Origin of the sequence: Streptomyces sp. NPDC088747 (genome assembly GCF_044751025.1) — a bacterium.
In the GTDB taxonomy this organism is placed as follows: Bacteria; Actinomycetota; Actinomycetes; order Streptomycetales; family Streptomycetaceae; genus Streptomyces.
This window is the reverse complement of record NZ_JBIVKZ010000023.1, coordinates 1-26,557: the sequence shown is the minus strand read 5'-3', so window position 1 is coordinate 26,557 and position 26,557 is coordinate 1. Positions and strand designations below refer to the sequence as shown.

The 26,557-nt window shown below is 71.6% G+C and carries 22 protein-coding genes and 1 tRNA gene; 12 read left to right on the top strand and 11 right to left on the bottom strand.

All coding sequences use genetic code 11. The features are described from left to right. Window positions 1-32 precede the first annotated feature (32 nt). Entirely contained in the window at window positions 33-827 is a 795-nt protein-coding gene (locus ACIP79_RS37795; RefSeq protein ID WP_401231267.1) for a hypothetical protein, read from the top strand. Here ACIP79_RS37795 and ACIP79_RS37790 read toward each other — a convergent pair. Together ACIP79_RS37790 and ACIP79_RS37785 are read right to left on the bottom strand one after the other, a co-directional pair. After that, a complete protein-coding gene (locus ACIP79_RS37790; RefSeq protein ID WP_401231264.1) occupies window positions 809-1,324 on the bottom strand; it encodes an NUDIX hydrolase in 516 nt (171 codons plus the stop codon). The genes ACIP79_RS37795 and ACIP79_RS37790 overlap by 19 nt on opposite strands. A gap of 57 nt (window positions 1,325-1,381) precedes the next feature. Then, complete coding sequence (locus ACIP79_RS37785) at window positions 1,382-2,275, bottom strand: DMT family transporter (RefSeq protein ID WP_401231261.1); 894 nt, start codon at window positions 2,273-2,275, stop codon at window positions 1,382-1,384. A 362-nt stretch (window positions 2,276-2,637) separates the two neighbouring features. Here ACIP79_RS37785 and ACIP79_RS37780 point away from each other — a divergent pair, with 362 nt between their 5' ends. The 3 genes from ACIP79_RS37780 to ACIP79_RS37770 all read left to right on the top strand — a co-directional run bounded on the left by ACIP79_RS37780 (window position 2,638) and on the right by ACIP79_RS37770 (window position 5,841). Next, on the top strand, window positions 2,638-4,293 hold the full coding sequence (locus ACIP79_RS37780; RefSeq protein ID WP_401231258.1) for an FAD-binding dehydrogenase: 1,656 nt from the start codon (window positions 2,638-2,640) through the stop codon (window positions 4,291-4,293). A gap of 145 nt (window positions 4,294-4,438) precedes the next feature. Then, a complete protein-coding gene (locus ACIP79_RS37775) occupies window positions 4,439-5,212 on the top strand; it encodes a molybdopterin-dependent oxidoreductase (protein WP_401231255.1) in 774 nt (257 codons plus the stop codon). Next, window positions 5,212-5,841, top strand: coding sequence for a cytochrome b/b6 domain-containing protein (locus ACIP79_RS37770; protein WP_383689269.1), 630 nt, complete (start codon window positions 5,212-5,214; stop codon window positions 5,839-5,841). The genes ACIP79_RS37775 and ACIP79_RS37770 overlap by 1 nt, the downstream gene beginning before the upstream one ends. A gap of 210 nt (window positions 5,842-6,051) precedes the next feature. Here the strand turns inward: ACIP79_RS37770 and ACIP79_RS37765 are convergent, their stop codons facing one another. Beyond that, a complete protein-coding gene (locus ACIP79_RS37765; protein WP_401231253.1) occupies window positions 6,052-7,449 on the bottom strand; it encodes a gluconate:H+ symporter in 1,398 nt (465 codons plus the stop codon). A gap of 44 nt (window positions 7,450-7,493) precedes the next feature. Then, window positions 7,494-8,021, bottom strand: coding sequence for a gluconokinase (locus tag ACIP79_RS37760; protein ID WP_401231250.1), 528 nt, complete (start codon window positions 8,019-8,021; stop codon window positions 7,494-7,496). Between the two features lie 158 nt (window positions 8,022-8,179). Between ACIP79_RS37760 and ACIP79_RS37755 the strand changes: the two genes are divergently transcribed. Continuing rightward, the gene (locus ACIP79_RS37755) at window positions 8,180-8,881 is read left to right on the top strand and encodes a FadR/GntR family transcriptional regulator (RefSeq protein ID WP_401231247.1); all 702 of its coding nucleotides are present in this window, start codon (window positions 8,180-8,182) and stop codon (window positions 8,879-8,881) included. A 3-nt stretch (window positions 8,882-8,884) separates the two neighbouring features. Here ACIP79_RS37755 and ACIP79_RS37750 read toward each other — a convergent pair whose 3' ends face one another. The 3 genes from ACIP79_RS37750 to ACIP79_RS37740 form a co-directional block, all read right to left on the bottom strand. Next, window positions 8,885-9,259: a YchJ family protein gene (locus tag ACIP79_RS37750; protein ID WP_401231245.1), complete on the bottom strand. Its 375-nt coding sequence runs from the start codon at window positions 9,257-9,259 to the stop codon at window positions 8,885-8,887. 34 nt (window positions 9,260-9,293) lie between these two features. Then, window positions 9,294-10,673, bottom strand: coding sequence for a M1 family metallopeptidase (locus tag ACIP79_RS37745; RefSeq protein WP_401231242.1), 1,380 nt, complete (start codon window positions 10,671-10,673; stop codon window positions 9,294-9,296). A 77-nt stretch (window positions 10,674-10,750) separates the two neighbouring features. Beyond that, entirely contained in the window at window positions 10,751-14,752 is a 4,002-nt protein-coding gene (locus ACIP79_RS37740; protein WP_401231239.1) for a Pls/PosA family non-ribosomal peptide synthetase, read from the bottom strand. Between the two features lie 644 nt (window positions 14,753-15,396). Here ACIP79_RS37740 and ACIP79_RS37735 point away from each other — a divergent pair. Next, window positions 15,397-16,596, top strand: coding sequence for a N(5)-(carboxyethyl)ornithine synthase (locus ACIP79_RS37735; protein WP_401231236.1), 1,200 nt, complete (start codon window positions 15,397-15,399; stop codon window positions 16,594-16,596). Between the two features lie 80 nt (window positions 16,597-16,676). Here ACIP79_RS37735 and ACIP79_RS37730 read toward each other — a convergent pair. Beyond that, a tRNA-Leu gene (locus ACIP79_RS37730) sits at window positions 16,677-16,764 on the bottom strand. A 186-nt stretch (window positions 16,765-16,950) separates the two neighbouring features. Between ACIP79_RS37730 and ACIP79_RS37725 the strand changes: the two genes are divergently transcribed. The 3 genes from ACIP79_RS37725 (at window position 16,951) to ACIP79_RS37715 (ending at window position 19,696) form a co-directional block, all read left to right on the top strand. Next, entirely contained in the window at window positions 16,951-18,276 is a 1,326-nt protein-coding gene (locus ACIP79_RS37725; RefSeq protein ID WP_387181488.1) for a M20/M25/M40 family metallo-hydrolase, read from the top strand. Window positions 18,277-18,453: 177 nt separating this feature from the next. Beyond that, window positions 18,454-18,687, top strand: coding sequence for a chaplin ChpH (chpH, locus tag ACIP79_RS37720; protein ID WP_365434825.1), 234 nt, complete (start codon window positions 18,454-18,456; stop codon window positions 18,685-18,687). A gap of 199 nt (window positions 18,688-18,886) precedes the next feature. Further along, complete coding sequence (locus ACIP79_RS37715) at window positions 18,887-19,696, top strand: chaplin (RefSeq protein ID WP_401231233.1); 810 nt, start codon at window positions 18,887-18,889, stop codon at window positions 19,694-19,696. A 99-nt stretch (window positions 19,697-19,795) separates the two neighbouring features. On the opposite strand, the gene ACIP79_RS37710 is transcribed toward ACIP79_RS37715, so the two are convergent. Then, window positions 19,796-19,984: a DUF5703 family protein gene (locus ACIP79_RS37710; RefSeq protein ID WP_030053310.1), complete on the bottom strand. Its 189-nt coding sequence runs from the start codon at window positions 19,982-19,984 to the stop codon at window positions 19,796-19,798. Window positions 19,985-20,031: 47 nt separating this feature from the next. On the opposite strand from ACIP79_RS37710, the gene ACIP79_RS37705 reads away from it, so the two are divergent. Next, a complete protein-coding gene (locus tag ACIP79_RS37705; RefSeq protein ID WP_383685287.1) occupies window positions 20,032-20,718 on the top strand; it encodes a hypothetical protein in 687 nt (228 codons plus the stop codon). A gap of 256 nt (window positions 20,719-20,974) precedes the next feature. On the opposite strand, the gene ACIP79_RS37700 is transcribed toward ACIP79_RS37705, so the two are convergent. Together ACIP79_RS37700 and ACIP79_RS37695 are read right to left on the bottom strand one after the other, a co-directional pair. Next, on the bottom strand, window positions 20,975-23,221 hold the full coding sequence (locus ACIP79_RS37700; RefSeq protein ID WP_401231228.1) for a helix-hairpin-helix domain-containing protein: 2,247 nt from the start codon (window positions 23,219-23,221) through the stop codon (window positions 20,975-20,977). After that, on the bottom strand, window positions 23,218-24,201 hold the full coding sequence (locus ACIP79_RS37695) for an aldo/keto reductase (RefSeq protein ID WP_401231225.1): 984 nt from the start codon (window positions 24,199-24,201) through the stop codon (window positions 23,218-23,220). Before ACIP79_RS37695 ends, ACIP79_RS37700 begins: the two co-directional genes overlap by 4 nt. Window positions 24,202-24,352: 151 nt before the next feature. Here ACIP79_RS37695 and ACIP79_RS37690 point away from each other — a divergent pair, with 151 nt between their 5' ends. Continuing rightward, entirely contained in the window at window positions 24,353-25,408 is a 1,056-nt protein-coding gene (locus tag ACIP79_RS37690) for an LLM class F420-dependent oxidoreductase (protein ID WP_401231222.1), read from the top strand. A 226-nt stretch (window positions 25,409-25,634) separates the two neighbouring features. Then, entirely contained in the window at window positions 25,635-26,423 is a 789-nt protein-coding gene (locus ACIP79_RS37685) for a ferritin-like domain-containing protein (RefSeq protein WP_401231551.1), read from the top strand. Window positions 26,424-26,557 lie beyond the last annotated feature (134 nt).

Here is a 26,557-nt window from a genome sequence, read left to right as displayed (position 1 = left end):
GGTTGTCGGTGCGGCTCGCTACCGTTCGGCGCATGGATGTTCCCATGTCACTGGCCCGGTACGCCGCGCCCGGCCACGGCATCGCCCCGGCCGAGGAGCTGCTCGGCCTTGCCGGTTTCTGGCCCGCCTACTTCCTGCCGGCCTGGGACGAGTTCATGGAGGAGCCCGAGCTCTTCGGCGCCGACGAGGCGGACGTCGACGCCGCGACCGAGGCGCTCTACAGCGCGCGGGAGGTCTGGCCGGCGTACCGCATACCGCTGGCCGGAAGACACCTGCTGTGGACGGTCCACCGGAACTTCCCCGACGACCCCGGCACCGACTACCTGATCACTCACCCGGACTGGGACCGGGACGTGCCGCTGGCCTCGCTCGAGGGCCACTTCAGCGGCCCGGGACTGTCCTGGCCCGAGCTGGTCGCGGTCGCCGACTCGGCACCCGCGCGGGCGGAGGGCGTGCGCGACCCCGCGTTGCGGCTCCTCCTCCTGCTGCCGGCCTTCGGGGACGCGGACGTGCCGGTGGCCGAGGCTCAGGCGCGGATATCCGGTGCGCTGACCGCGGTCGGGGTCGCGACGGGGGCGGCGCCCGGCGTGGCCCGGCGGCTGCTCGACCACCCGTTCTGGGACGGCCCCACGTGGACGGCGCGAGGCGGGAGCCCGCTGAGCGGGGGCACGGCGGGCTCGAGCCCGCTCGCGGTGTGTGACGGGCACTACAGCCCGCGCGCCCTGCCGCCGTACCTGGGCGGCGACCCCGCCCACGCCCGTGCCCAGGCGCTGGCGAACGCCCTCGGCGGGAGCGCGTCCGGAGCCGATCAGGCTTGCCTGCGGTAGTCCCTGAGCCGCTCGTACGCCGCGAGGCCGTCCGGGACCCAGGTCCAGTCGGTGAGCCGGCGCTCCACCTCGTCCTCGGGGAGGAACTCGTGCCAGGCGACCTCCTCGACCTGCGGGTCGACCGGGAGATCGCAGCGGACCTCGTAGACGGCGCACCACCAGCTCTGGCCGGCCCCGTTCTCGTAGAGGAACCTGAAGAGGGGCACGGGACGCGGGAGCCCAAAGACGCCGAGTTCCTCCTCGGCCTCCCGCAGGGCCGCGTCGTCGTACGTCTCGCCCGCCCCGACCACTCCACCGACGAACATGTCGTACAGGGAGGGGAACACCAGCTTGGTGGGTGTCCGGCGGTGCACGAAGATCCGGCCCTCGGCGTCCCGGGCCTGGATGAACACGCACCGGTGACGCAGCCCGAGCGCGTAGGCCTCCCCGCGCGGGGACTGCCCGGTGACCTGGTCGTTCTCGTCCACGATGTCGAGGATCTCGTCAGCGGCGCTCATGCCCCCATCCAAGCAGGGCCGGGAACGCCGAGGAGCCGCGCCGGGTACCGGGGCCCCTCAGTGCGGCTGGAGGTCCAGCGTCGGCTTCTTGGCGGACGTCCCACGTGGCATCGCCGGATGCAGTCCGAGCAGCACGATGCCCGCCACGACGGCCGCGAGCCCCGCCGCCTGCCAGGCGAGTGCCCCGGTGTCCGTGCGCAGCTGGTCGCCGAGGAACCCGACCCCGCAGACGATCCCGGCCAGGGGCTGGGCCGCAGTGAGGGCCGGCAGCGACATCCGCAGGGGCGCCATCTCGAAGGCGCTCTGCACCAGCACGAGCCCCGTCACGCCGAGGACGAGAACGCCGTACGGCTGCCAGCCGGTGAGCAGTTCGGTCCAGCCGCCCTCGCCGAACCGCTGCCCGCTGACCCGGGTGAGGGCGTCCTGCACGCCGTACAGCAGGCCCGCGGCCAGCGAGAGCAGCACGGGCGCGGAGCTGAGCCGGGTCCGTTTCGCGTACGCGGTCATCATGAGCGCGAGGCCGACCATGATCCCGATGATCAGCCAGTGCCGCAGCGGATCGCTCACCGCGTCACCGCCCTCCGGCTGACCGGCCACGATGAAGGCGCTGACGCCGCCCGCGAGCAGCAGGAGACCGGCCCAGCCCTGCCGGCCCAGCGGCTGCTTCGTCTGGTGGCGGGAGAGTGCGAGCGCGAAGAGCAGGTTCGTGGCCAGAAGGGGTTCCACCAGGGAGATCTCGCCCTTGCCCAGGGCGATCGCGCCGAGGACCATGCCGCACACCATGAGCCCGATGCCGCCCAGCCACCGGGGGACCCGGATGAGGTCGAGGAGCAGGCGGGGAGAGAGGAAGTCGCTGAGGGGGGCGTGCGAGGCGGCGTTCTGCTGGAGCACGAACCCGAAGCCCAGGCAACAGGCCGCGCTCACGGAGAGGACCAGAACGAGAACCGACACGCTGTGCACCTCGATACGTCGGGGAGTCGGTGCGGGCCACGGGTGCGTTTCGCGCCGACCTCGGTGCCATGGGCCGGGGCGTGCCCCGACAGTACCCGGATCCGGGCGGTTGACTCGGTCACTCCTCTTGCCGAAGGATCTGACCGATCAGTAACAACGGGTGGTCGGGCACCTCGGCGACCACCGCCTTCCGCACCATCAATGTCTCATCAATCAGCGACGAAGCCGATCCGTTCGTGACGAAGCCCTCATGAGTCAGCCATGACGTATCTCATGTCCCATGATGTACCTCATCGCGTGACTTGTGACGCCCTTCGTGGCGGCACCGGTCCGGCCCGTCGGTATGCCGAGAGGACGGGCCCATGGCCTACGACGCAGATGTGATCGTGATCGGAGCGGGCCTCGCGGGGCTCGCCGCGACCGCCGAGCTCGTCGACGCAGGCCGCAAGGTGATCCTCCTCGACCAGGAGCCGGAGCAGTCGATCGGCGGCCAGGCGCACTGGTCCTTCGGCGGGCTCTTCTTCGTGAACTCGCCCGAACAGCGCCGCCTGCGGATCAAGGACAATCACGCGCTGGCCCTCCAGGACTGGATGGGCACGGCCGGATTCGACCGTGCGGAGGACCACTGGCCGCGGAAATGGGCCGAGGCGTACGTCGACTTCGCGGCCGGTGAGAAGCGTTCCTGGCTGCACCGGCAGGGCGTCCGCTTCTTTCCCGTGGTCGGCTGGGCCGAACGCGGGGGCTACGACGCCAACGGGCACGGCAACTCGGTGCCCCGCTTCCACATCACCTGGGGGACGGGCCCCGGCCTGGTCGCGCCCTTCGAGCGACGCGTGCGGGCCGGTGTCGCCCGGGGCCTCGTGGAGCTGAAGTTCCGCCACCGGGTCACCGGCCTGACCCGCAGCGCGGGCGCCGTCGACACCGTCACCGGCGAGATCCTGGAACCGTCCGGCATCGAGCGCGGCCAGGCGAGCAGCCGCACCGTCAGCGGCGCCTTCGAACTGCGCGCCCAGGCGGTGATCGTCACCTCCGGCGGCATCGGCGGCAACCACGACCTCGTACGCGCCAACTGGCCCGAGCGGCTGGGCAACCCGCCGGAGCGGATGGTCGCGGGCGTCCCCGCGCACGTCGACGGCAAGATGCTCGCCATCGCCGAGGAGAGCGGCGGCCGCCTCATCAACCGCGACCGCATGTGGCACTACACCGAGGGCCTCCAGAACTGGAACCCGATCTGGGAGAATCACGGCATCCGCATCCTGCCGGGCCCGTCCTCCCTCTGGCTCGACGCCCGCGGCAAGCGGCTGCCGGTGCCGCTCTTCCCCGGCTTCGACACCCTCGGCACGCTCGAACACATCATGCGGACCGGGTACGACTACACGTGGTTCGTGCTGGACCAGAAGATCATCGGCAAGGAGTTCGCACTCTCGGGCTCGGAGCAGAACCCCGACCTCACCGGCAAGTCCGTCCGGGACGTCATCGGACGGGCCCGCGCCGATGTGCCCGGTTCGGTCAAGGCGTTCATGGACAACGGCGCCGACTTCGTCGTCGAGAAGGACCTCGGCGCGCTCGTCCGCGGCATGAACGCGCTCACCAAGGAACCCCTCATCGACGAGGCCGCGCTGCGCCACGAGATCGTCGCGCGCGACCGGGAGATCGCGAACCCGTTCACCAAGGACCTCCAGGTCATGTCGATCCGCGGCGCCCGCAAGTACCTCGGCGACAAGCTGATCCGTACGGCGACCCCGCACCGCATCCTCGACCCCAAGGCCGGCCCGCTGATCGCCGTCCGCCTCAACATCCTCACCCGCAAGAGCCTCGGCGGTCTGGAGACCGACCTCTCCTCACGTGTGCTGACCGAGGGCGGGGACCCGCTGGAGGGGGTGTACGCGGCGGGCGAGGCGGCCGGGTTCGGCGGCGGCGGCGTCCACGGCTACCGCTCCCTGGAGGGCACCTTCCTCGGCGGCTGCCTGTTCTCCGGACGTACGGCGGGCCGGGCGGCGGCCGGGTCGGTCGGCTGACCGGCGGCCCGGATGCCGTGAACAGCGCGTTTTCCGGCACCGTGCGACGCGCGCGTCCCAACAGCGCGTAATAAGTGGTTACGGAATTCTGACGAGCACCCGCTGCCCCTGGCCTCCGGGGGGTCGCGGGTGCTCGAATCAGTGGGTGAACTCTGAACATCCCGCCGCGCGTGGACCCGAGCGGCCGCAGGCACGGGAACCGGAACACCCCGAGGAGCGGGGCGTGCCGGTCGGCCGCCGGGTGTTCCTCGGCACCGTCGGACTCGGCGCGCTCGGTGTGCTCGCCGCGCCCACCCTCCAGCGCGGCATGGAGTCCTTCCTCGCCGGCGCGTCCGACAAGGACCCCACCGGCCTGACGGGTCTCCTCCCCAACGGGGGCGGCTTCCGCTACTACTCGGTGGCCTCCTCCGTTCCCCACAAGGACGCCACGGACTACCGCCTCACCGTCGACGGTCTGGTCCGCCGACCGGCCTCCTACAGCCTGGCCGACCTGAAGGCACTGCCACAGACCCGGCTCGTGCAGGACGTCCAGTGCGTCACCGGCTGGCGGGTCCCGGCCACTCCCTTCGAGGGGGTCCGCCTGTCCGCCATCCTGGACGCCGCGGGGGTGCGTTCCACGGCCGGCGCGATCCGCTTCACCTGCTTCGACGGCGTCTACACGGAGAGCCTCACCCTGGAACAGGCCCGCCGCCCGGACGTCCTGGTCGCCCACCGCATGCAGGACAAGGCCGTCGCCCACAGCCACGGCGGCCCGGTCCGCCTCTACGTCGCCCCCATGTACTTCTACAAGTCCGCCAAGTGGCTCTCCGGCATCACGGTCACCGAGAAGGTCCGGCCCGGGTATTGGGAGGAACGGGGCTACGACGTGGACGCCTGGGTCGGCCGCTCCAACGGACGCGACGACGAGCCCACGAGCTGATGACGAACCTACGAGTCGACGACGCCCCCGCCCTCTCCTCCCGTGTACGGCGCTTCAGCCGCGCCGAGCGCTGGGTGCACCGGCTCACCGCCCTGCTCATGGGCGTGTGCGTCGTGACGGCCGCGTGCCTGTACGTGCCTCAGCTCGCCGAGCTGGTCGGCCGCCGTGAGCTGGTGGTCCGGCTCCACGAGTGGGCGGGGCTGCTGCTTCCGCTGCCCGTCCTGGCGGGGCTCGCCTCCCGTGCCTTCCGCGCGGACCTGGGGCGGCTCAATCGCTGGGGGCCGCACGACCGCCAGTGGTTCCGGGCGGTCCTGCGCCGTGATCCCCGGCCCTCGGCCCGGCCCGCCGGGAAGTTCAACGCCGGTCAGAAGACCTATGCCGCGTGGATCGCCGGGGCGACGCTCGTCATGCTCGGCACGGGGCTGCTGATGTGGTTCACCCATCTCACGCCCCTGATGTGGCGCACCAGCGCGACCTTCGTCCACGACTGGCTCGCCCTGACGATCGGCATCGTCCTCGCCGGCCACATCGGCATGGCCCTCGGCGACCCGGAGGCCCGCCGAGGCCTCCGCACCGGCTCGGTCCCCCAGGACTGGGCAGACCGGGAGCACCCCCTCTGGCGCCCGTAGCCTTCTTCGCCCCCTCCGCCCCTGCCCGTCCCGTACTCGGGGGCTCCGCCCCCGAACCCCCGCTCCTCAAACGCCGGAGGGGCTAAATCCTTTTCAGCCTGTCCGGCGATTGAGGACGAGCGCGTCAGCGCGAAAGGGGGGTCTGGGGGCGCAGCCCCCAGGGACGGGACGGGAAGGGGCGGAGGGGGCGAGAAAACCCGGCCCGTACCCCTAGATCACCAGCGAGAGCAGCAGCACCAACCCGCCCGCGACGACCGAGATGATCGTCTCCATGACCGACCAGGTCTTGATGGTCTGGCCGACGTTCAGGCCGAAGTACTCCTTGACCAGCCAGAACCCGGCATCGTTGACATGGCTGAAGAAGAGCGAACCGGCACCGATCGCCAGCACCAGCAGAGAGACGTGCGCGGTGGACATGTCCGCCGCGAGAGGAGCGACGAGCCCGGCCGCCGAGATGGTGGCGACGGTCGCCGACCCGGTCGCCAGCCGAATCGCCACCGCGATCAGCCAGGCGAGGAGCAGCGCGGGAATCGACCAGTCCTTGGAGATGTCCAGGATCATCTGACCGACGCCGGAGTCGATCAGCGTCTGCTTGAAACCGCCACCCGCGCCGACGATCAGCAGAATGCCCGCGATCGGGGCGAGCGACTTCTCGACGGTCGTCGACAGCCGGTCCCGGGTGAAGCCGGCCGCGCGGCCGAGCGTGAACATACCGACGATCACGGCCGCGAGCAGCGCGATCAGCGGCGAGCCGATGACGTCGAAGACCCGCTGCACCATGTGCGTGGGATCGTCCACGACGATGTCCACCAGCGCCTTGGCCAGCATCAGCACGACCGGCAGCATGATGGTGGCGACGGTGACCCCGAAGCCGGGGCGCTTCTCCAGGTCCTCGGAGGCGCGCACCGGGATCATCTTGTCGGGCGCGGGGACGTCCACCCAGCGGGCGGCGTACTTCGAGAAGACCGGCCCCGCGATGATCACCGTCGGGATGGCGACCAGGATGCCGAGGGCCAGCGTGAGGCCGAGGTTGGCCCCCACCGCGTCGATCGCGACCAGCGGGCCGGGGTGCGGCGGGATCAGGCCGTGCATCACGGACAGGCCCGCGAGGGCGGGGATGCCGATGCGCATCAGGGAGTAGTTGCCGCGCTTGGCGACCATGAGGACGACCGGGATCAGCAGCACGATGCCGACCTCGAAGAACAGCGGCAGTCCGATCACCGAGGCGATCAGGACCATCGCCCACGGCATCGCGCGTCCGCCGGCCTTGGCGAGGATAGTGTCGACGATCTGGTCGGCGCCGCCCGAGTCCGCGAGCAGCTTGCCGAGTATCGCGCCCAGCGCGATCAGGACGCCCACGCCGGCGACGGTCGAACCGAGTCCGGCGGTGAAACTGGTGATGGCCTTGTCCAGCGGAGCCCCGGCGAAGGCGCCGAGGGCGAGCGAGCCGATGGTCAGGGCCAGGAAGGCGTGCAGCTTGAACTTCGTGATGAGCAGCACGATGACGGCGATGCCCGCCAGAACGGCGATGCCCAGCTGAGCGTGGCCCGCCGAGGTGATCGGCTCCACGGGGTCTGCTGCCAGCAACTCGACGCTGAGTCTGGTCACGGTGATTCCCTACGTGAGAACAGTGGTGAGGTGAGAGGGGTGGACTACCGCGAGGACGGCGGCAGGTCGGCGAGCGCGGCCACGGCCCGTTCCGTGATGTCCCCGGGATCACCGGTGACCTCCACGGCGACGCCCGCCTCGTCCGGCGCCAGCGGCTGGAGGGTGGCGAACTGGGAGTCGAGCAGCGCCGTCGGCATGAAGTGCCCCTGGCGCTGCCTCATCCGCTCCTCGATGAGCGCGCGGTCGCCGGTGAGGTGCACGAACACGGCATCGGGCGCGACCGCCCGCAGCCGGTCCCGGTAGGCGCGCTTCAGCGCCGAACTGCTGACCACGCCGCCGAGGCCGGCCCGCTCGTGCGCCCAGCGCCCTATGGCGTCGAGCCAGGGCCACCGGTCGTCGTCGGTCAGGGGGGTGCCGGCCGACATCTTGGCGATGTTGGCCGGGGGATGGAAGTCGTCGCCCTCGGCGTACGGAACGCCGAGCCGGGCCGCGAGCAGGGGACCGATGGTGGTCTTCCCCGTGCCCGACACGCCCATGATCACGACGACATGCGGGGTCTGCGTCAGCTGCATGCTCTCGCTGTCCTCATCGTCTTCGTCGACATGTGGGACATCCGATGGAGACATCCGATGTCGACGCCACTGAAACCCATTAGGTACGACAAATTCAAGAGTCTGTGACATATAAGTCTGACTTTTTGATCCGAGCCGTTGACTCGTACGCTGGCTCCATGAGCACACGGGGCCGGGGCCTGCACGAGCACGTACTGGGAACCCTCGGTCCGGCGATCACCGCGGGCGAGTACCCACCCGGGAGCGTCCTGCGCACGGACGAACTGGCCCAGCGCTTCGAGGTGTCCCGTTCGGTGATGCGCGAGGCGGTGCGCGTCCTGGAGTCCATGCACCTGGTCGAGTCACGCCGACGCGTCGGCGTGACGGTCCTGCCCAAGGTCGAGTGGAACGTGTACGACCCTCAGGTCATCCGCTGGCGGCTGGCCGGCGCCGACCGCCCGCACCAGCTGCGCTCGCTCACCGTGCTGCGCTCCGCCGTCGAGCCGATCGCCGCGGGCCTCGCCGCCGGACACGCCACCGCCGAGCAGTGCGCCGAACTCACCGAGTGTGCCCTGGGCATGGTCGCCAACTCACGCGGCCACCGCCTTGAGGGCTACCTCTTCCACGACGTCGCCTTCCACCGGGTGATCCTCACCGCCTCGGGCAACGAGATGTTCGCCCGGCTCGGCGACGTCGTCGCCGAGGTCCTCACCGGCCGAACCGAGCACGAGGTCATGTTCGAGGACCCCGACCCGGCCGCCGTCACCCTGCACGTCCAGGTCGCGGAGGCCGTACGCGAGGGCGACGCCGTCCGCGCCGAGGCACTCACCCGCGAGATCACCGTCGGCGCCCTCCAGGAACTGGACGTACTGGCGCCGTAACGGCTACTCGACGAAGTCGCCGTCCACGTACACCCAGGCACCCTCGACCCGCTCGAAACGGCTGCGCTCGTACAGCGACCCGCCCCGGTAGGAGGCGCGGAAGGTCACCGTCCCCGCCGAGTGGAACGCCGACCCGCCGGCCGTCTCCAGGATCTCAAGACCGGTCCAGCGCATCCCGGGATCGAAGTCGACGGACGAGGGCCGCGTCCGCGGATGCCAGGTCCGCAGCAGGTACTTCTCGTCGCACCGCACGAAGGCGGCGTACCGCGACCGCATCAGAGCCTCGGCGGTCGGCGCGGCCACGGCCCCCGAGTGATGGCGCCCGCAGCACTGCTCGTACGCCTGGGGAAGCCCGCAAGGGCAGGAACGCTTGCTCATGGACGCCATTCCGGGAGGAGGACCGGGCCGAGGACTACGCCGGGTCGGCGTTGGTCGGCGGATACGTGGGCCGCGCCGGCAGGTGGCGCGCGGGTGCGGGCAGCGGAGGGAGCGGCGTCTCGTACAGCCAGGCCGCGAACACGTCGTCCAGCGGTTCGGCCGCGTACCGGGCGACGTGCGCGGTGAACACGGCCGTCGTGACGGCGCCGCCCCGGTGCTGGGCGACCCAGCCGCGCAGCATCCGGAAGAACGCCTCGTCGCCGAGCGCACAGCGCAGGGCGTGCAGCACGAGTCCGCCGCGCTCGTAGAGCCGGTCGTCGAACATCAGCTTGCGCCCCGGATCGGCCAGGCGCAGATCCTGCGGCCTGGAGGACAGCTTCCGGTGCGCCACGGCGGCGAGTTGGTGCGCCCCGCGGCCTCCGGAACGCTCCGACCACAGCCACTCCGCGTACTTCGCGAACCCCTCGTTCAGCCAGATGTGCCGCCAGTCCGCGATGGACACGCTGTTGCCGAACCACTGGTGCGCCAGCTCGTGCGCGACCAGCCGCTCCGAACCCCGCGCCCCGTCCACGTGGTTGGCGCCGAACAACGACAACCCCTGTGCCTCGACGGGGACATCGAGCTCCTCCTCCGTCACCACCACCGCGTACTCGCCGAACGGATAGGGGCCGAAGAGATCCTCGAACAGCTCCATCATCGCGGGCTGCCGGGCGAAGTCCCGGGAGAAGGCGGGCAGCAGGTCCGAGGGCAGATGTCCGGTCTGCGGCACCCCGCCGAGGCCGGGATCGCCCAGCAGCACCGTCTGGTACTTCCCGATCGACATGCCGACCAGATAGCTGGACGTCGGCGCGGGCTGCTCGTAGACCCAGGTGGTCGTCGACGCCTTCGTCGTGCGCGTCAGCAGCCGGCCACCGGCCACCACGGAGTACGAGGACGGCGTGGTGACCGAGATCTGGTACGAGGCCTTGTCGGCCGGACGGTCGTTGCACGGGTACCAGGAGGGCGCCCCGACCGGCTGGCTCGCCACCAGCGCCCCGTCCTCCAGCTCCTCCCAACCGATGCCGCCCCAGGGGCTGTTCACCGGCTTGGGATTGCCCGCCCAGGCCACCTCGACGGTGAAGGCGGCGCCCGCCCGGATCGGCTTCGGGGGCCGGACGCGCAGCTTGCCGCCGCGATGCGTGTAGTGCGGTGCCTTGCCCTCGACCCGGATCCGGCCGATCCGGAAGTCGGCCAGGTTCAGCTGGAACTCGGTGAGCGGGGAGCGGCCCGCTATGGCGTTGAGCCGCACGGTGCCGGAGAGCCGGTTCGGACCGGGGCGGTAGTCCAGCGCGAGTTCGTACCGGTGCACCCGGTAACGGGGATCACCGTTGGCCGGGAAGTACGGGTCCGGTCCCACTGTCTGCTGAACGCTCACCGCTGAGTCTGCTCCCTGCCCTGTGCTCGTACGACATGCCGGTACACCGCCCTTCGTATCCGATCCGGCCATCTCTTCTATGAACGCCATGACTCAATCGGGTTGCCCAACCAGCGGGTGTCGTCGGGAACGGACTCCGCCGCCATCACCAGCGAGGCGGGACCCAGCGTGGCACGGGCCCCGACAGTGCTGCCGGGCAGGACGATCCCGCCCGGGCCCAGGGTGGCGCCCTCACGGAGGACAACAGTATCCGTCCGCAAGATCCGGTCGTGGAAGAGGTGAGTCTGCAGGACACAGCCCCGATTCACCGTCGAGGCGTCGCCCAGCGTCACCAGGTCCGTCTCGGGCAGCCAGTAGCTCTCCACCCAGGTGCCCTTGCCGATCCGGGCACCGAGCCCGCGCAGCCACGCCGTCATCAGCGGCGTACCCGGCACCGAACCGGCCAGCCACGGCACCGCCACCACCTCGACGAAGGTGTCCGCCAGCTCGTTGCGCCAGACGAAACCGCTCCACAGCGGGTGCTCCCCGGCCCGGTGGCGCCCCACGAGCACCCACTTCGCCACGATGGACACCACACACGCGAGCACACCCGTGCCGAGCAGCACCAGCCCGGCGAGCGCCCAGGCCCAGGCCCCCAGCGCACTCAGCGCCGCCACCGTCAGCACGGCCAGCGCCGCCGAGCAGAACACCGGCACGATCCGGCACAGCTCCACCAGACCGCGGGCCCACAACAGGTGCGCGGGCGGGTCGTACGTACGGCTCTGGTCGCCGCCCTGCGTGGAACGCGGCAGCTTCACCGGCGGCAGCCCCAGATACGAGCTGCCCTTCTTCGCCTTCTTCGGCGTCGCCGACAGCACCCCCACCAGACCGCCGTCCGGCACGCTGCGCCCCGGCGCGGTCATCCCGGAGTTGCCGAGGAACGCCCGGCGGCCGATCTCGGCCCGCCCGATCTTCATCCAGCCGCCACCGAGCTCGTAGGGCGCGGTGAGAGTGTCGTCGGCGAGGAACGCGCCCTCACCGACCGTGGTGAGGCTCGGCAGCGCCAGCACGGTGGACACCTCGGCGCCCCGCCCGATCTTCATCCCGAGCAGCCGCAGCCACACCGGCGTGATCAGCCCGGCGTACAGCGGGAACAGCGTGTCCCGCGAGCGGTCCATCAGCTGCGTGACCGTCCAGGCCTGCCAGCCGATCCGGCTGTGCGTCGGATACGTGCCCGCGCGCAGCCCCACGCTGAGCAGCCGCACCGAGACCAGGAGCAGCAGCGCGTAGGCGAGGCCGAAGGCGAGCGTCGCCGGCACCAGCGCCACCGCGGCACCCCGCAGGGCCTCGCCGAGCCCGGCGTCCGCGCTCACGAACACATGGGCCACCAGCAGCGCGGCCAGGCCCGCCACCAGCGGCAGCGCGGACAGCGCGAAGCCGGTCGCGCCGTACATCACGCGCCAGTACGTGCCACGCGCCGGACGCTCCTTGGGCCAGGCCCGCTTCGCCCTGCCGAGCTTGACCGCGGGCGCTCCGGCCCAGCGCTGCCCGGTCGGAACGTGCCCGGCCACCGCGGAACCGGGCGCCACCTCGGCCCGCTTGCCGACCCGCGCACCGGGGAAGAGCAGGCTGCGCGTGCCGACCACGGCGTGCGCGCCCACCTTCACGGCGCCGATCTCCAGCCGGTCGCCGTCCAGCCAGTACCCGGACAGGTCCACCTCGGACTCGACGGCCGCGCCCCGGCCCAGCTTGAGCATGCCGGTCACCGGCGGCAGCGAGTGCAGGTCCACGTCGGGGCCGATCCTGGCGCCCAGGGCACGCGCGTACCGCTCCAGCCAGGACCCGGTCAGCGAGGTCGCGCCGCTGAACTCGGCCAGCCGCTCGGCCGTCCACAGCCGCAGGTGCACACTCCCGCCGCGCGGGTGCCGCCCCGCCTTCACGCCCCGCAGCAGCAGCCGCGCACCGCCCGCGGCGATCGCGAGCCGTCCCGGCGGGCTGAAGAGGACGAGGGCCCCGGCGGCGACGAGCCACCACGAGGCCGTGGGAGCCCACGGATAGGGCCCGAACCAGTGCAGTACGTTCCCGAGCGCGGTCAGCGCCACCGTCCAGCGCAGGCCGAGGAGCGTGAACAGCGGGATCAGCAGCAGGAGCTGGGCCGCCTTGGTCCGTGGCGGGACCGGCGCGATGATCCGCTCGGCGCCGTCGTCCTGCGCGGACTTCTCCAGGTGCCGGGCCAGCTTGCGCAGCGTGGGCTGCTGGTAGATGTCGAGGACCGCGGCGCTGGCGTAACGGGTGCGCAGCCGCGTGGTGAGCTGGGCGGCGGCCAGGCTGCCGCCGCCGATCGCGAAGAAGTCGTCGGACGCGGTGGCGACGGGGATGCCGAGCACCTCGCTCCACTGCTCGGCGAGCCAGGCCTCGGTGCCGTAGAGCTGTTCCTTGGCGCTGCCGGTCTCCAGGTTCTCCAGCGGCCAGGGCAGCGCGTTGCGGTCCACCTTGCCGGACGTCCGGGTCGGCAGGTCGGCCACCGGGGCGAGCAGCGGGACCAGGGCGGCGGGCAGCTCGGCGCGCAGCCTCTCGACGGCCGCGGCCTGGTCCCAGCCCTCCTGGGTGACCACATAGCCGACGAGCAGCTGGTTGCCGCTGCGCGCGGTCCGTACGGCGGCGGCGGCGCCCGCGACCCCGGGCAGCGCCTGGAGAGCGGTGTCCACCTCGCCGAGCTCGATCCGGCGCCCGCCGAGCTTGATCTGCTCGTCGGCGCGGCCGAGGAAGGCAAGCCCCTCGGGCTCCGCCCTGACGAGGTCACCGCTGCGGTACGCGCGCTTCCAGCCCAGGGACTCCAGCGGGGCGTACTTCTCGGCGTCCTTCTCGGGGTCGAGGTAGCGGGCGAGTCCCACCCCGCCGATCACCAGCTGACCGCTCTCGCCCATCGCCACCGGGGTCCCGGCCTCGTCGACGACGGCCAGCTCCCAGCCGTTCAGGGGCAGCCCGATCCGGATCGGCTCGTCGCCGGTCATCAGGGAGGCACAGGCCACGACGGTCGCCTCGGTGGGCCCGTAGGTGTTCCACACCTCGCGCCCCTCGGTCACCAGCCGCTGGACCAGCTCGGGCGGGCAGGCCTCACCGCCGAAGATCAGCAGCCGGACCTCGTTGAGCGCCTCCGGCTCCCAGAGCGAGGCCAGCGTCGGCACGGTCGAGACGACCGTGATCTCCTGCTCGATGAGCCAGGGCCCCAGGTCGGCGCCGCTGCGGACCTGCGAGCGCGGCACGGGCACCAGGCAGGCGCCGTACCGCCAGGCCAGCCACATCTCCTCGCAGGAGGCGTCGAAGGCGACGGAGAGACCGGCCATGACACGGTCGCCGGGCCCGATCGGCTCCTCGGTGAGGAAGAGGTCCGCCTCGGCGTCGACGAAGGCGGCGGCACTGCGGTGGCTGACGGCCACACCCTTGGGCTTGCCGGTGGAGCCCGACGTGAAGATGATCCAGGCGTCGTGCTCGGGGCCGGGCCGGGTCTCGGAGGCACCAGGCGCCGCGGGACGGGGACGCGCGACGGGGGCTCCGGACTCACCGGCGCCGGTCACAAGGGCTCCTGAGGCACCGGAGGCGGTCACGGGGGCGTCCGGCGTACCGGCGGCGGTCGTGGGCGCGTCCGGCGCTCCCGTGACGGTCAGCTCGTGTCCGGCTCCGACGACGGCGCGCACCCCCGCCTCCCCGAAGACCAGCGCGGCCCGCTCGTCGGGGTCCTCGGCGTCCACCGGGACATAGGCGGCGCCCGCGGCCAGTACGGCGAGGATGGCGACGTAGAGGTCGTTGGTGCCCGAGGGGACCCGCACGCCGACCCGGTCACCCGGCCGCACACCGGCGTCAGCCAGCGCGCGCCGGAGGCTCTCGACCTCGACGGCGAGCGCGCGGTAGGTGAGGGAGAGCACGCCGTCGTCCAGGGCCGGCTCGTCGGGGTACGCCCGGACAGAGGCGTCGAGGATGTCCACAAGGGTGCGCGGAGAGGCGGCGGAGGAGGCGGAGAAGCGCGCCTGCTCACCGAACTCCGCACGCACCTCCTCGTCGGACAGAGCGAGCGCAGGGCCTTGCTCTAGGGCTGCCATCGGGTCCTCACGTGGTGTTCCCGGAGCGTCCGGGGCGCTGGTGGGCCCGCAGGTACGCTTGGGGATGTTCCGGTCCAGCTCCAAACAAGCGTGGAATTTTAGTACGACGCTAGTCGCGTTGTTGCACGTCAGCCACGTGGGGAGGCCCCGGAACGGCTCCGGAACCACAGATTCCGGGTTGCCGACCGGGCTCTGACGTGGGGGTATGTCATCCTGACGAGATCTGCCACACATCTCGCCGTAACACGTCGTACGGCGGTGCGACGGGCGCTTTCCGTCCGGCCGGCGCCGATGCCGGACATCCGCGGATTCACGCTCCGCGCGGCAACCGGGCTCAGGACGGCCGCAGTTGACGGCGCCTTTCGTCGTTCTGCGCACGTCACGCGGGGTTGGAGGGGCCGACAGGGGAGTACCGTTGGGGTACCGGGCGCATCCCGCACGCCGTCATCCGTTTCGGCGTCACCCTCGGGGAACGGCAAGGCCGGAGGACGTCGCGTCCCGGCGGAAAAGGGCCACCCCGTGACTGCTCGGCCGCGCTGTGGCACCGGATCCCGCCTCCCGACTGGCGCCCCTGGTCAGCGGAGTTCCCGGCCGAACGACCCCACGTACGACGACAACTCAATAACTCGATGATGAGGAAGCGTATGAGCCGCAAGAGCCTGATGAGTCTGGGAGTACTCGCCTCCTCCCGCAAGGAGAACGAGTTCCGACTGCCGCTGCACCCCGGTCACCTCGGCCGGATCGCCCCGGACGTACGCGAGAAGATCTTCCTCGAACAGGGCTACGGCGAGCGGTTCGGCGTCGGTGACGACGCCCTGCGACCGCTGGTCGCCGGCCTGCGCACCCGGGAGGAACTCATCGCCGAGTGCGATGTCCTGCTGCTGCCCAAGCCGACGCACGACGATGTCGCCGAGCTGCGCCGGGGCCAGGTGCTGTGGGGATGGCCGCACTGCGTGCAGGACGACAAGATGACCCAGATCGCCATCGACCGGCAGCTGACCCTCATCGCCTGGGAGGCCATGAACCACTGGACCTCCACGGGCGCCTTCAGCGTCCACGTCTTCCACAAGAACAACGAACTCGCGGGCTACTGCTCGGTGTTGCACGCCCTTCAGCTCGGCGGGCTGACCGGCAGCTACGGACGCCGCCTGCGCGCGGCGGTCATCAGCTTCGGCGCCACGGCCCGCGGGGCGGTCACGGGCCTGGGTGCCATGGGGGTCTCCGACGTCACGGTCCTCACCCAGCGCGCCGCCGCGGCGGTGGCCTCGCCGATGCCGTCGGTCGTGATGGGGCACTTCGAGGAGACGGAGGACGACCCGTCGAAGCTGCGGGCCGTCACCGCGGCCGGTTCCGTGCCGATGGCGGAGTACCTCGCCGGGTTCGACATCATCGTCAACTGCGTCCTCCAGGACACCGACGCCCCCCTGACGTTCGTCACCGACGAGGAGCTCGCCCTGTTCCGGCCGGGCACCTTCTTCGTCGACGTCTCCTGCGACGAGGGCATGGGCTTCGGATGGGCCCGCCCGACCACCTTCGGCGAGCCCATGCTGACGGTCGGACCCGGCTGCCACTACTACGGCGTGGACCACAGCCCCTCGCACCTGTGGAACTCGGCCACCTGGGAGATCAGCGAGGCGCTCCTTCCCTACCTGCGCAAGGTCATGAGCGGTCCGGCGGCATGGGAAGCCGACGTCACGGTCGGCAAGGCCATCGAGATCCGCGACGGCATCGTCCGGAACCCGAAGATCCTCTCCTTCCAGCACCGCACGGCCAAGTACCCGCATCCCCGCGAGGCCCAGGCCCAGACCCCCGCCCAGGCCCCGGTACCGGCCCCGGCGGAGTGACCGGGCGGAGCTGACGCGGGACGGCGAAACGCGAACGGTGCCGGCGGAGAATCCGCCGGCACCGTCCGCCAAGAACCATCTGGTGTCCGAGGGGGGACTTGAACCCCCACGCCCGATAAAGGGCACTAGCACCTCAAGCTAGCGCGTCTGCCATTCCGCCACCCGGACAAGGTGTCTGTCGCGCGGGGTTTCCCTCGCGGCGACAGAGAAAACATTACCAGGCTTCCGAGGACGTCCGATCACGCCCCGTTCCCGCGTGAACTGCGTGTGACGGGCCGGGTCCGGCCTTGGACGCGGCGGGGGTCGGAGAGAGGATGAGGGGGACCACCAGCAGTGACAGTGGGAGGAAGCAGCGTGAGCGAGTCGAACACGGCCAGGGGCGTCTCTGGCGAGGACGAGGTCGTGGACCTCTGTCGCGACCTGATCCGGATCGACACCAGCAACTACGGCGACCACTCCGGACCCGGTGAGCGCGCGGCCGCGGAGTACGTCGCCGAGAAGCTCGCCGAGGTGGGCCTCGAACCGCAGATCTTCGAGTCGCACCGGGGCCGGGCCTCCACCGTCGCCCGCATCGAGGGCGAGGACCCGTCCCGCCCCGCGCTGCTGATCCACGGCCACACCGACGTCGTACCGGCCAACGCGCAGGACTGGACCCACGACCCCTTCTCCGGCGAGATCGCGGACGGCTGCGTGTGGGGCCGGGGCGCGGTCGACATGAAGGACATGGACGCCATGACGCTGGCGGTCGTACGCGACCGGCTGCGCACCGGCCGCAAGCCGCCCCGCGACATCGTGCTGGCCTTCCTCGCGGACGAGGAGGCGGGCGGCACGTGGGGCGCGCGGCACCTCGTCGACAAGCACCCGGACCTCTTCGAGGGCGTCACGGAGGCGATCGGCGAGGTCGGCGGGTTCTCCTTCACGGTCAACGAGAACCTGCGGCTGTATCTCATCGAGACCGCCCAGAAGGGCATGCACTGGATGAAGCTGACCGTGGACGGCACCGCCGGGCACGGTTCGATGATCCACCGCGACAACGCCATCACGGAGCTGTCCGAGGCCGTCGGCCGGCTCGGGCGGCACAAGTTCCCGGTCCGCGTGACCAAGACGCTGCGGCACTTCCTCGACGAACTCGGCGACGCGCTCGGCACCGAGCTCGACCCGGAGAACATGGACGGGACGCTGGAGAAGCTCGGCGGTATCGCCAAGCTCATCGGCGCCTCACTCCAGAACACCGCCAATCCGACCCAGTTGGGCGCGGGTTACAAGGTCAACGTGATTCCGGGACAGGCGACCGCGCACGTCGACGCGCGTTATCTGCCGGGTTACGAGGAGGAGTTCCTCGCCGATCTGGACCGGATCCTCGGCCCGAAGGTGAGGCGCGAGGACGTGCACTCCGACAAGGCGCTGGAGACCACCTTCGACGGCGCCCTCGTCGACGCCATGCAGACCGCGCTGTCCGCCGAGGACCCGATCGCGCGGGCCGTCCCCTACATGCTGTCGGCCGGTACGGACGCGAAGTCCTTCGCCGACCTGGGCGTTCGCTGCTTCGGCTTCGCCCCGCTGAAGCTGCCGCCGGAGCTGGACTTCGCCGGCATGTTCCACGGCGTCGACGAGCGGGTGCCGGTGGACGCGCTGAAGTTCGGCGTGCGCGTCCTCGACCGTTTCATCGACGCGTCCTGAACGGGCCCGGTGGGGTGGCGAGTCGGTCCACCGGCGTGTGACGCCGCTATTCGCCAGCCCGTGCGGGAGTTACTGAGAAGAGTGAATGAGACGATAAGCGCGTAGCCCCATTACTTCCTCATCGTTACAGGTGATGCGATCCGAAGCTGGGATCGCATTTGCCAACAAGGAGGAATAATGATCAAGAAGATCGTCGCCGCTGCGGCTGCCACCGGTGGTCTGGTTCTGGCCGGTGCGGGCCTCGCCGTCGCCGACTCGGGTGCCCAGGGTGCCGCTGTCGGTTCCCCGGGTGTCGTCTCGGGCAACGTCATCCAGGTGCCCGTTCACATCCCGGTGAACGTCTGCGGCAACACGATCTCGGTGATCGGGCTGCTGAACCCCGCCTTCGGCAACACCTGCATCAACAAGTGACGTTGTGCCTCATCCCGTGAGGACCGGTCCCCACCGAGGGACCGTGCTCACGAGGAACTGACTCCATGAGGGTCTGAGCCCGTCGGCCCCGGAGCGCGCGCCATGCGCTCCGGGGCCGACCGGCTTTCCGCGCACGCGTCGGTCGGGTGTGTGCGCGTTCCGGATGGTCAAAGCCAAGGGCGAAGGCAGGGATACAGCTATGCGACAGGTCACCCGCAAGGGCCTGATGACCGTGGCGGCGGCGAGCGGTGTGCTCGTCGTGGCCGGCGGCCACGCACATGCCGACTCGGGTGCGAACGGCTCCGCTTCGGACTCGCCCGGCGTGCTGTCGGGCAACACGGTCCAGGCGCCGGTGCACGCGCCGGTCAACGTCTGCGGCAACACGGTGAGCGTCGTCGGGCTGCTCAACCCCGCGACGGGCAACAAGTGCGCCAACCAGGGCGGTGGCCGGGGTTCGCACGGGGGCGGCTACGGGGACGACGGCTCCCACTCCGGCGGCGGCTCGCAGGCGGGCGGCCACACCAGCGACTCACCGGGCGTCGGCTCTGGCAACCACGTACAGGCGCCGGTCGACGTGCCGGTCAACATCTGCGGCAACAGCGTGAACGTCGGCGGCATCGGCAACTCCGTGACGGGCAACGAGTGCGGGAACGGAGCGGGCGCCGGTCACTCCACCACCCCGCCCGGCGGACCCGGGACGCCGTCCGGGGGCAAGCCCGCCCAGCCGGGGAATCCGGGACACCCGGGCGAGCCCGGCACCCCCGGTCAGCCCGGAAAGCCGGGGCACCCGGACACTCCGGCCGAGCAGGCCGGTCTGACCGAGGAGAACCTCGGCGGCTCCGCCGCGCACGCCGACCACCTCGGCGAGCGGTCCGCCGCCCAGCCCCAGGGCATCGGACAGCTCGCCCACACCGGCGGCGACCTGCCGCTGGGCGCGGTCGTCCCGATGGGGCTGGGCGCACTGCTCGGCGGCGCCGTGCTGTACCGCAGGGCTCGATCGGCGGCGTAACCGGGGCAGGCGTGATCGAAACGCCACGAAAATCTCCGTGGCGAGCGGAACGGAGCGGTCCCGTGACGGCGGGACCCGCTCCGTTTCAGCCTCTCGTGCTCACCAAGTCGCCCGCACCTGACGGATGATCCGCCGACGCAACCGCACCTTGCGGCTGCCGTCGCGCAGCAGGCTCAGACGGTCCAACTCCCAGTGTCCGTACTCCGCGTGGTCTGTCAGCAGACGTGTGGCGTCCTTGCGGGAGACCCCGCGCGGCACGTACACGTCGACAAATTCGTATTCCGGCATCGCATCTATTGTGCGGGCAGAGGCCCGGTACGGATAGCGTCTGCACTATGTCTGATGCTGTGCAGCCCACCGCTGCCGAGGTACGCGCCGCCGCCGAGGCGATCAAGACCGCGCTCGATCGTCACCTGGCCGCGGTCGAGCGCAGGACGGGTGACGACGACCCGGCCGTCTACGAGGCGTTCAACGAGCTGGCCGCCGCGGCCGAGGAGTACGACGAGCTTCTCTACGACCGCTACGACGAGGTCACGCCCTTCGAGATCCCCGGTTCGGAAGACACGCTGCCGCCGTACACGGGCCCGGAGGAGCCGAACGCGCTGAGCGTGCTGATCCGCCGGGACTACGCGGTGGTGGAGCCACAGCGCCTGCTCGCGCAGGCCCAGCGGGTGGAGGCCGTGGAGGAGGACGGGGCCAGTGTGAGCGCGGCCTTCGACGCCGCGGCCGGCACGGTGCACGGGGCGCTCGGCGTCCTGTTCGGCGAGTTCGAACCGGACGAGATCGCCTCCCGGCACAAGGAGTTCGGTCTGGAGGAGGGCGACTCCACGCTCTGGGTGACGGCCGCGGACGAGGCGGCCGAGCCCGGGGAGTGGCTCGAAGCCCCCTTCGAGGCGATCGATCCGCAGCGGGTCGTCTGCCGCTTCGACGTCAGTGCTGTCTTCGACGACGACGCGGACGACGACATCGAGGACGACCTCGGGGTCGGCGGAGGCCTGGAGCCACTGGACGCGGATCGCTGAGCCCGCCCGCTCGTAAGAAGTGGCGGTCACCGGGTCGGTGACCGCCACTTCTGTGTGTGCGGGGGCGGTCACGGGTCGGTGACCGGCGTCTTCGGGCGTACGGGTCGGTGACCGCCACCTCTGTGTGTGCGGGGCGGTCACGAGGGTCGGTGACCGCTGCCTCCGTGTGCGGGGGCGGCCGCGGGGGTGGGTGACCGTCGCCCCTGTGTGCGGGGGCGGTCGCCGGGGTCGGCGACCGCCCCCTCTGGTGTGTGGGTCAGTTCGCGGGTGTGGGGATCGGTACCTGTGCCTTGAGGAGGGCGGGCAGGCGGGTCGTGCGCGGCTTCTGGGGGACCTCGGCCACCGCTCGCGCCAGCGCCTGGTCCACCCCGTGCACGACGGACAGGTGGCGCTCGGCGCGGCCGAAGGCGGTGTAGATCCACGGCCTGGTCAGGGCCTGCGCGGCGTCACCGGGAAGCACCACGACCGCGGCCGGCAGCCGCAGGCCCACCGCCTGGTGTGCCGTGAGCGCCCAGCCGAGCCGCACGGACCGCTCCACCCGGTCCTTGGGTACGACGACGGGTGCGCCCGCGCACTCCAGGTGCAACCCGTCGGCGTCGGCCCGCACCACGAGCCCCGGCACCGTGCGCCCCGGCTCGGGGGAGTAGGCGATCCGGTCACCCGGGTCGAAACCGCCGAAGCGGCCGGGGCCGGGGTTGAGCCGCTCCTTCAGCGCGACGTTCAGCGCGCGGGTGCCGGCCGCTCCGCCGTGCCCCGGAGTGATCACCTGCGTCTGCTCGGCCGGGATGCCGAACGCGCGGGGCACCGAGTCCGCCACCAGCTGCACCGTGCGGTGCACCGCCTCACCGGCGTCACGCACCGGGACGATCACCACCTCCTTGCCGGGCGCCTCGACCTGGTTCAGCTCGCCGATCCCGATGCCGGACACCAGCTCGCCGATGGGACCGGGGTCCGGCGTCCGCGAGGCCACCTGCGGCCAGACACGGGCCGCGAGCAGGTCCGCGAAGACCCGCCCCGGGCCCGCCGACCACAGCACCCCGGGATCCCCGCTGAGCACCAGTCGCGCGCCGTCCGGCAGTGACTCCGCCAACATCGCCGCCGTCTCGACGTCGAGCTGCGGTGCGTCCAGGACGACGAGCAGATCCAGGCTGAACGTGCCCTCCGCGTCCCGGCCAGGTCCCTCGGCGCCGGCGAGCAGCCCGGCGACAGTGACGGCCGCCCGGTCCGTGCCACCGGGGACGCCCTCTTCGCCACCGGGGGCGCCTTCACCCGCTTCGCGGACCTCCCCGCCCGACGACTCCGCGTGCGCGAGCAGCGCGGCGAAGCGCCGGCGGCCGTCAGGTGTGTGCGCTGCGGCGTACGCCCGCAGGCCCAGACGGCCCGCCGCGACGACGAGCGCGGCGGCCTCCGCGCGGGACGCCTCACCGCCGGTGTGCAGCACGATGCCGTGACCGGCGACCGCGCGGATCAGCTCGGCCGCGGAACCGGACGCCGAGGCGGCGGCGGACGGCCAGTCGGCCGTGTCCTCCTTCGGCAGGGAGTTGACCACGCGGGCGAGGCCGTCGGCGAGGCTCTCCTCGGCCAGCGCGTACCTCTCAAGACCCACGAGGACGCGGACCGGGCGCTCCTCGCCCTCCTCGTCGTCCTCCTGCGCGGGCGCGGCCGGCTCGAGTGCGTCCTGGAAGAGCAGGGCCTCGCCCTCGGCCAGCGCGCTCTGCACGGCCGCGTCCGGGTCCGGCACCGAGCGCTGGGCGAGAGCGGCGGTGAGCGCCGGGGCGTCGAGCGCGGTGTGTCCCGCGATCGCCGCCTGATCGAGGAGCCAGACGGTGAGCGCCCGGCCGCGCCGCTCGTCGTCCGGGCCGCACTCCGCGCCGAGCAGCGCACGGGCGAACCCGTCGGCCTGCTCGGGCCGCACCCCCGGCACCCGCAGCAACTGCCAGGGATCCTCGCGGAGTCGTTCGTCCGCGCCCTCGCCCAGAACTTCGGCGACCTGTGGCGCGAGGGTGTCGGGCGCGCCGCCCTCGACGAGCACCGCGCTCACCGTCCCGACCGTCTCGGGCGCGGGAGCCGACGGTGCGGCGGCCGGGGCGGGGACGGGGGCGGGCCGCCGCGCGGGTTCCGGCACGGCGGCACGGGGAGCCGGCTCCGGCGCGCGGAACGCCGTGGTCGCCGGCTTCTCGCCGTTCTCCACGGCGCGGACCGCGGCGAGCAGGTCGGCGGCCGTTCCGCTGAGCTTGCCGCCGGCCGCGACGGGCCCCTGCTTCTCGGCCTTCCGCCGCGCGATGCGCTCGCGCTCCAGCCGCTGGGCCGCCAACTCGGCCGCGGCCTCGGACAACTGCTTGGCGGCGCCCTCCGGACTCTCCACGCCTTCCGGGCTCTCCGCCCCCTCCGCGGTCGCGGTCGAACCGCCGTCCGCGCCGGCACCCGTGTCCCCGCCCCCGGGGGTCTCCGCACCAGGCGCCCCCGGCTCCCCGTCCTGCGTGGTCTCGGGCTCCGTGCTCACAGCGTGCTCCAGTCGTGATCGGGATAGTGGTGCACCGGTGCCGACACGTCGTCGAGCGCCCGGCAGATCTCGTCAGGAAGACTAAGGGTCTCCACTGACAACGCGGCCGTGAGCTGCTGCGCGTTGCGCGCGCCGATGATCGGGGCGACGACGCCCGGCCGGTCACGCACCCAGGCGAGAGCCACCTGGAGCGGGGTCACGGCGAGGCCGTCCGCCGCGGTCGCCACCGCGTCCACGATGCCGCTCGCGGCCTCGTCCAGGTACGGCGCGACGAAGGGCGCCAGGTGTTCGGAGCCGCCCCGGGAGTCGGCGGGCGTGCCGCCGCGGTACTTGCCCGTGAGCACACCCCTGCCGAGCGGTGAGGAGGGGAGCAGGCCGATGCCCAGGTCGAGGGCGGCGGGCAGCACCTCCCGCTCGACGCCGCGCTGGAGCAGGGAGTACTCCATCTGCGTACTGGCCAGCCGGGTCCGCACGCCGGGTGCCGCGAGCTGCCAGGTGGCCGCCTTGGCGAGCTGCCAGCCGCAGAAGTTGGAGACTCCCGCGTACCGCGCGCGACCGCTGCTGACGGCCAGGTCGAGGGCCTGGAGGGTCTCGTCGAGCGGTGTGCCGGGGTCGAAGGCGTGGACGTGCCACAGGTCCACGTAGTCGGTGCCGAGGCGGGTGAGCGAGGCGTCCAGGGCCGACAGGAGATGTCCGCGCGACCCGTCGAACCGGCGGTCCGGGTCGGGCACGCTCCCCGCCTTGGTCGAGATGACCAGATCCCGGCGCGGTACGAGCCCTTCCATGAGCTGTCCGAGCAGGTACTCCGACTCCCCGTCCCCGTACACGTCGGCCGTGTCGACGAGGTTCCCGCCCGCTTCCCAGAACGCCTTCAACAGGTGCGCGGCGTCGCTCTCGTCCGTGTCCCGGCCCCATGTCAGGGTGCCGAGTCCGATCCGGGACACACGCAGGCCGGTACGGCCGAGATGCCTCTGCTCCATGGACGCCGAGATTACTGGCCGCGGCTCTCCGCGTGGGGCCCTGTGGACAACCAGAATCGTCCGAGGCCGATCCCGTCCCTGCCACGGCGCCCACCAGCGCGCTAGTGTCTCGGACACAAGGGACGTTACTGATCAGTAAGGGGAATCGGTCATGCAGCTCGGGATCAACCTCGGCTACTGGGGCGCCGGTATGGACGCGGACAACCTCGCCGTCGCCCAGGAGGCCGACCGGCTCGGATACGCCGTCTGCTGGGCGGCCGAGGCCTACGGCTCGGACGCGGCCACCGTGCTCAGCTGGGTCGCCGCCAAGACCGAGCGCATCGACGTCGGCTCGGCCATCTTCCAGATCCCGGCCCGTCAGCCCGCGATGACCGCGATGACGGCCGCCACCCTGGACTCGCTCTCGGGCGGCCGTTTCCGTCTCGGCCTCGGCGTTTCGGGACCGCAGGTCTCCGAGGGCTGGTACGGCGTCAAGTTCGACAAGCCGCTGGCCCGCACCCGCGAGTACGTCGAGATCGTCCGGAAGGCCATGACGCGCGAGCGTCTCTCGTACGAGGGCACGCACTGGACCCTGCCGCTGCCGGACGGCCCCGGCAAGCCGCTCAAGCTGACCGTGCACCCGGAGCGCGAGCACATCCCGCTCTACATCGCCGCCATCGGCCCCAAGAACCTGGAGCAGACCGGTGAGATCGCCGACGGCGCGCTGCTGATCTTCCCCTCCGCCGACCACCTGGAGGACACCGCGATCACGCACCTGCGCGCGGGCCGGGAGAAGGCGGGGAAGACGATGGAGGGCTTCGACGTCTGTCCGACGCTGCCCCTCGCGCTCGGCGACGACAAGGACGTGACCACGCTGGCCGACATGTTCCGGCCATACACGGCGCTGTACGTCGGCGGCATGGGCAGCCGCAAGCAGAACTTCTACAACCAGCTCGCGCAGCGCATGGGCTACGAGAAGGAGGCCGCCGAGATCCAGGACAAGTACCTGTCCGGCGACAAGGAGGGCGCGGCCGCCGCCATCCCGCACTCGCTGATCGACCAGACCACGCTGCTGGGATCCGTCGACCGCATCGCCGACCGCATGAAGGCGTACGCCGCGGCCGGGGTCACCACGCTCACGCTGGCCCCCGCGGGCTTCGCGCTGGAGGACCGGCTCGCCTCGCTCCGGGCCGGCACCGACGCCCTGGAGCGCGCCGGTCTGGCGTAACCGGGCGGACGTCCGCCAAAAAGTTTCCGCGGCCGTGGTGGGGGCTCGGGGGTCTTCCCCGCCACGGCCGTCACCGGGAACAACGCGTCCGGGCCCTCTCGGGTTACGCCCTCGGACGTCCCTCTCCGTCCTTCGTTCGGCGGAGTTGTCCGACATATCGGTTGCCGCGCTCCTGCCAACCCATTTGACTCGGTTTCTGCGGAAACCCTGTATGGAGGTGGCAATGATGCTTTCGGCCAAGAGTCTGTTCCAGGAGATCCTCGACAACGACGAGTCGTTCCGGCTCTTCTGCTCCATCGCCGCCAGCGGTGAGTCTCAGGGAGGCTGGGAGAACGCGCGGATCGCCGCGCTCGTCCCGGAGAGCGAGCGCGACCTCGCCCCCAAGATCACCCGGCACGGCGCCGACGAGGACAAGCACGGGCGGATCTTCAACGCCCTCATGAAGAAGCGTGGCCTGAGCCCTGTCGAGGTCCCGTCCGACACCGACTACACGATGCTCCTGGAGCGCCACGGCATCGGCCTGGCGCACGACAAGCTCAAGTCGGACGAACCGCTGAGCGTCCAGGACATCGTGACCTACCTCGCCCACAGCAGGGTCACCGAACAGCGTGCCTCCGAGCAGATGGAACTGCTGCGCAGGAACTTCGGCGACGACCCCGACCTCGGGCGGGCGGTGAAGATGATCTCGAACGACGAGGACAACCACCTCGCCTACTGCCACGAGGAACTGCTGCGCTTCGCGCGGGCCGGGCACGGCCGCGCCATCCAGCGGACCCTGCGCGAGTGCGCGTACGCCGAGATCCGTGTCTACCGGGACGTCAGTCTCGCCGTGATGGCCCACATGGGGCGCATTCTCGGCTGGTCCAGGCCCAGGGCCGCGACGCTCGCCGCGGGTATCCACGCCGTCTACGCCTACGAGCGGGTCATGGGCTGGCGCCGGATGGTCTCACTCAGGATGCCCGAGCGGCGCGACGCGCTGGGCGGGCCCGCGACGGCCGCGCCCGAGTTCGCGTAGTGGGGTGGCCCCCCCCCCGGGCCCCCCCCCAACCCCCCCCCCCCCCCCCCCCCCCCCCCCCCCCCCCCGGGGACAGCCCCCCCCCCCGCGGTAACATGCCGTACAGGCCCCCCCACAACCCCACCAACAGAAAC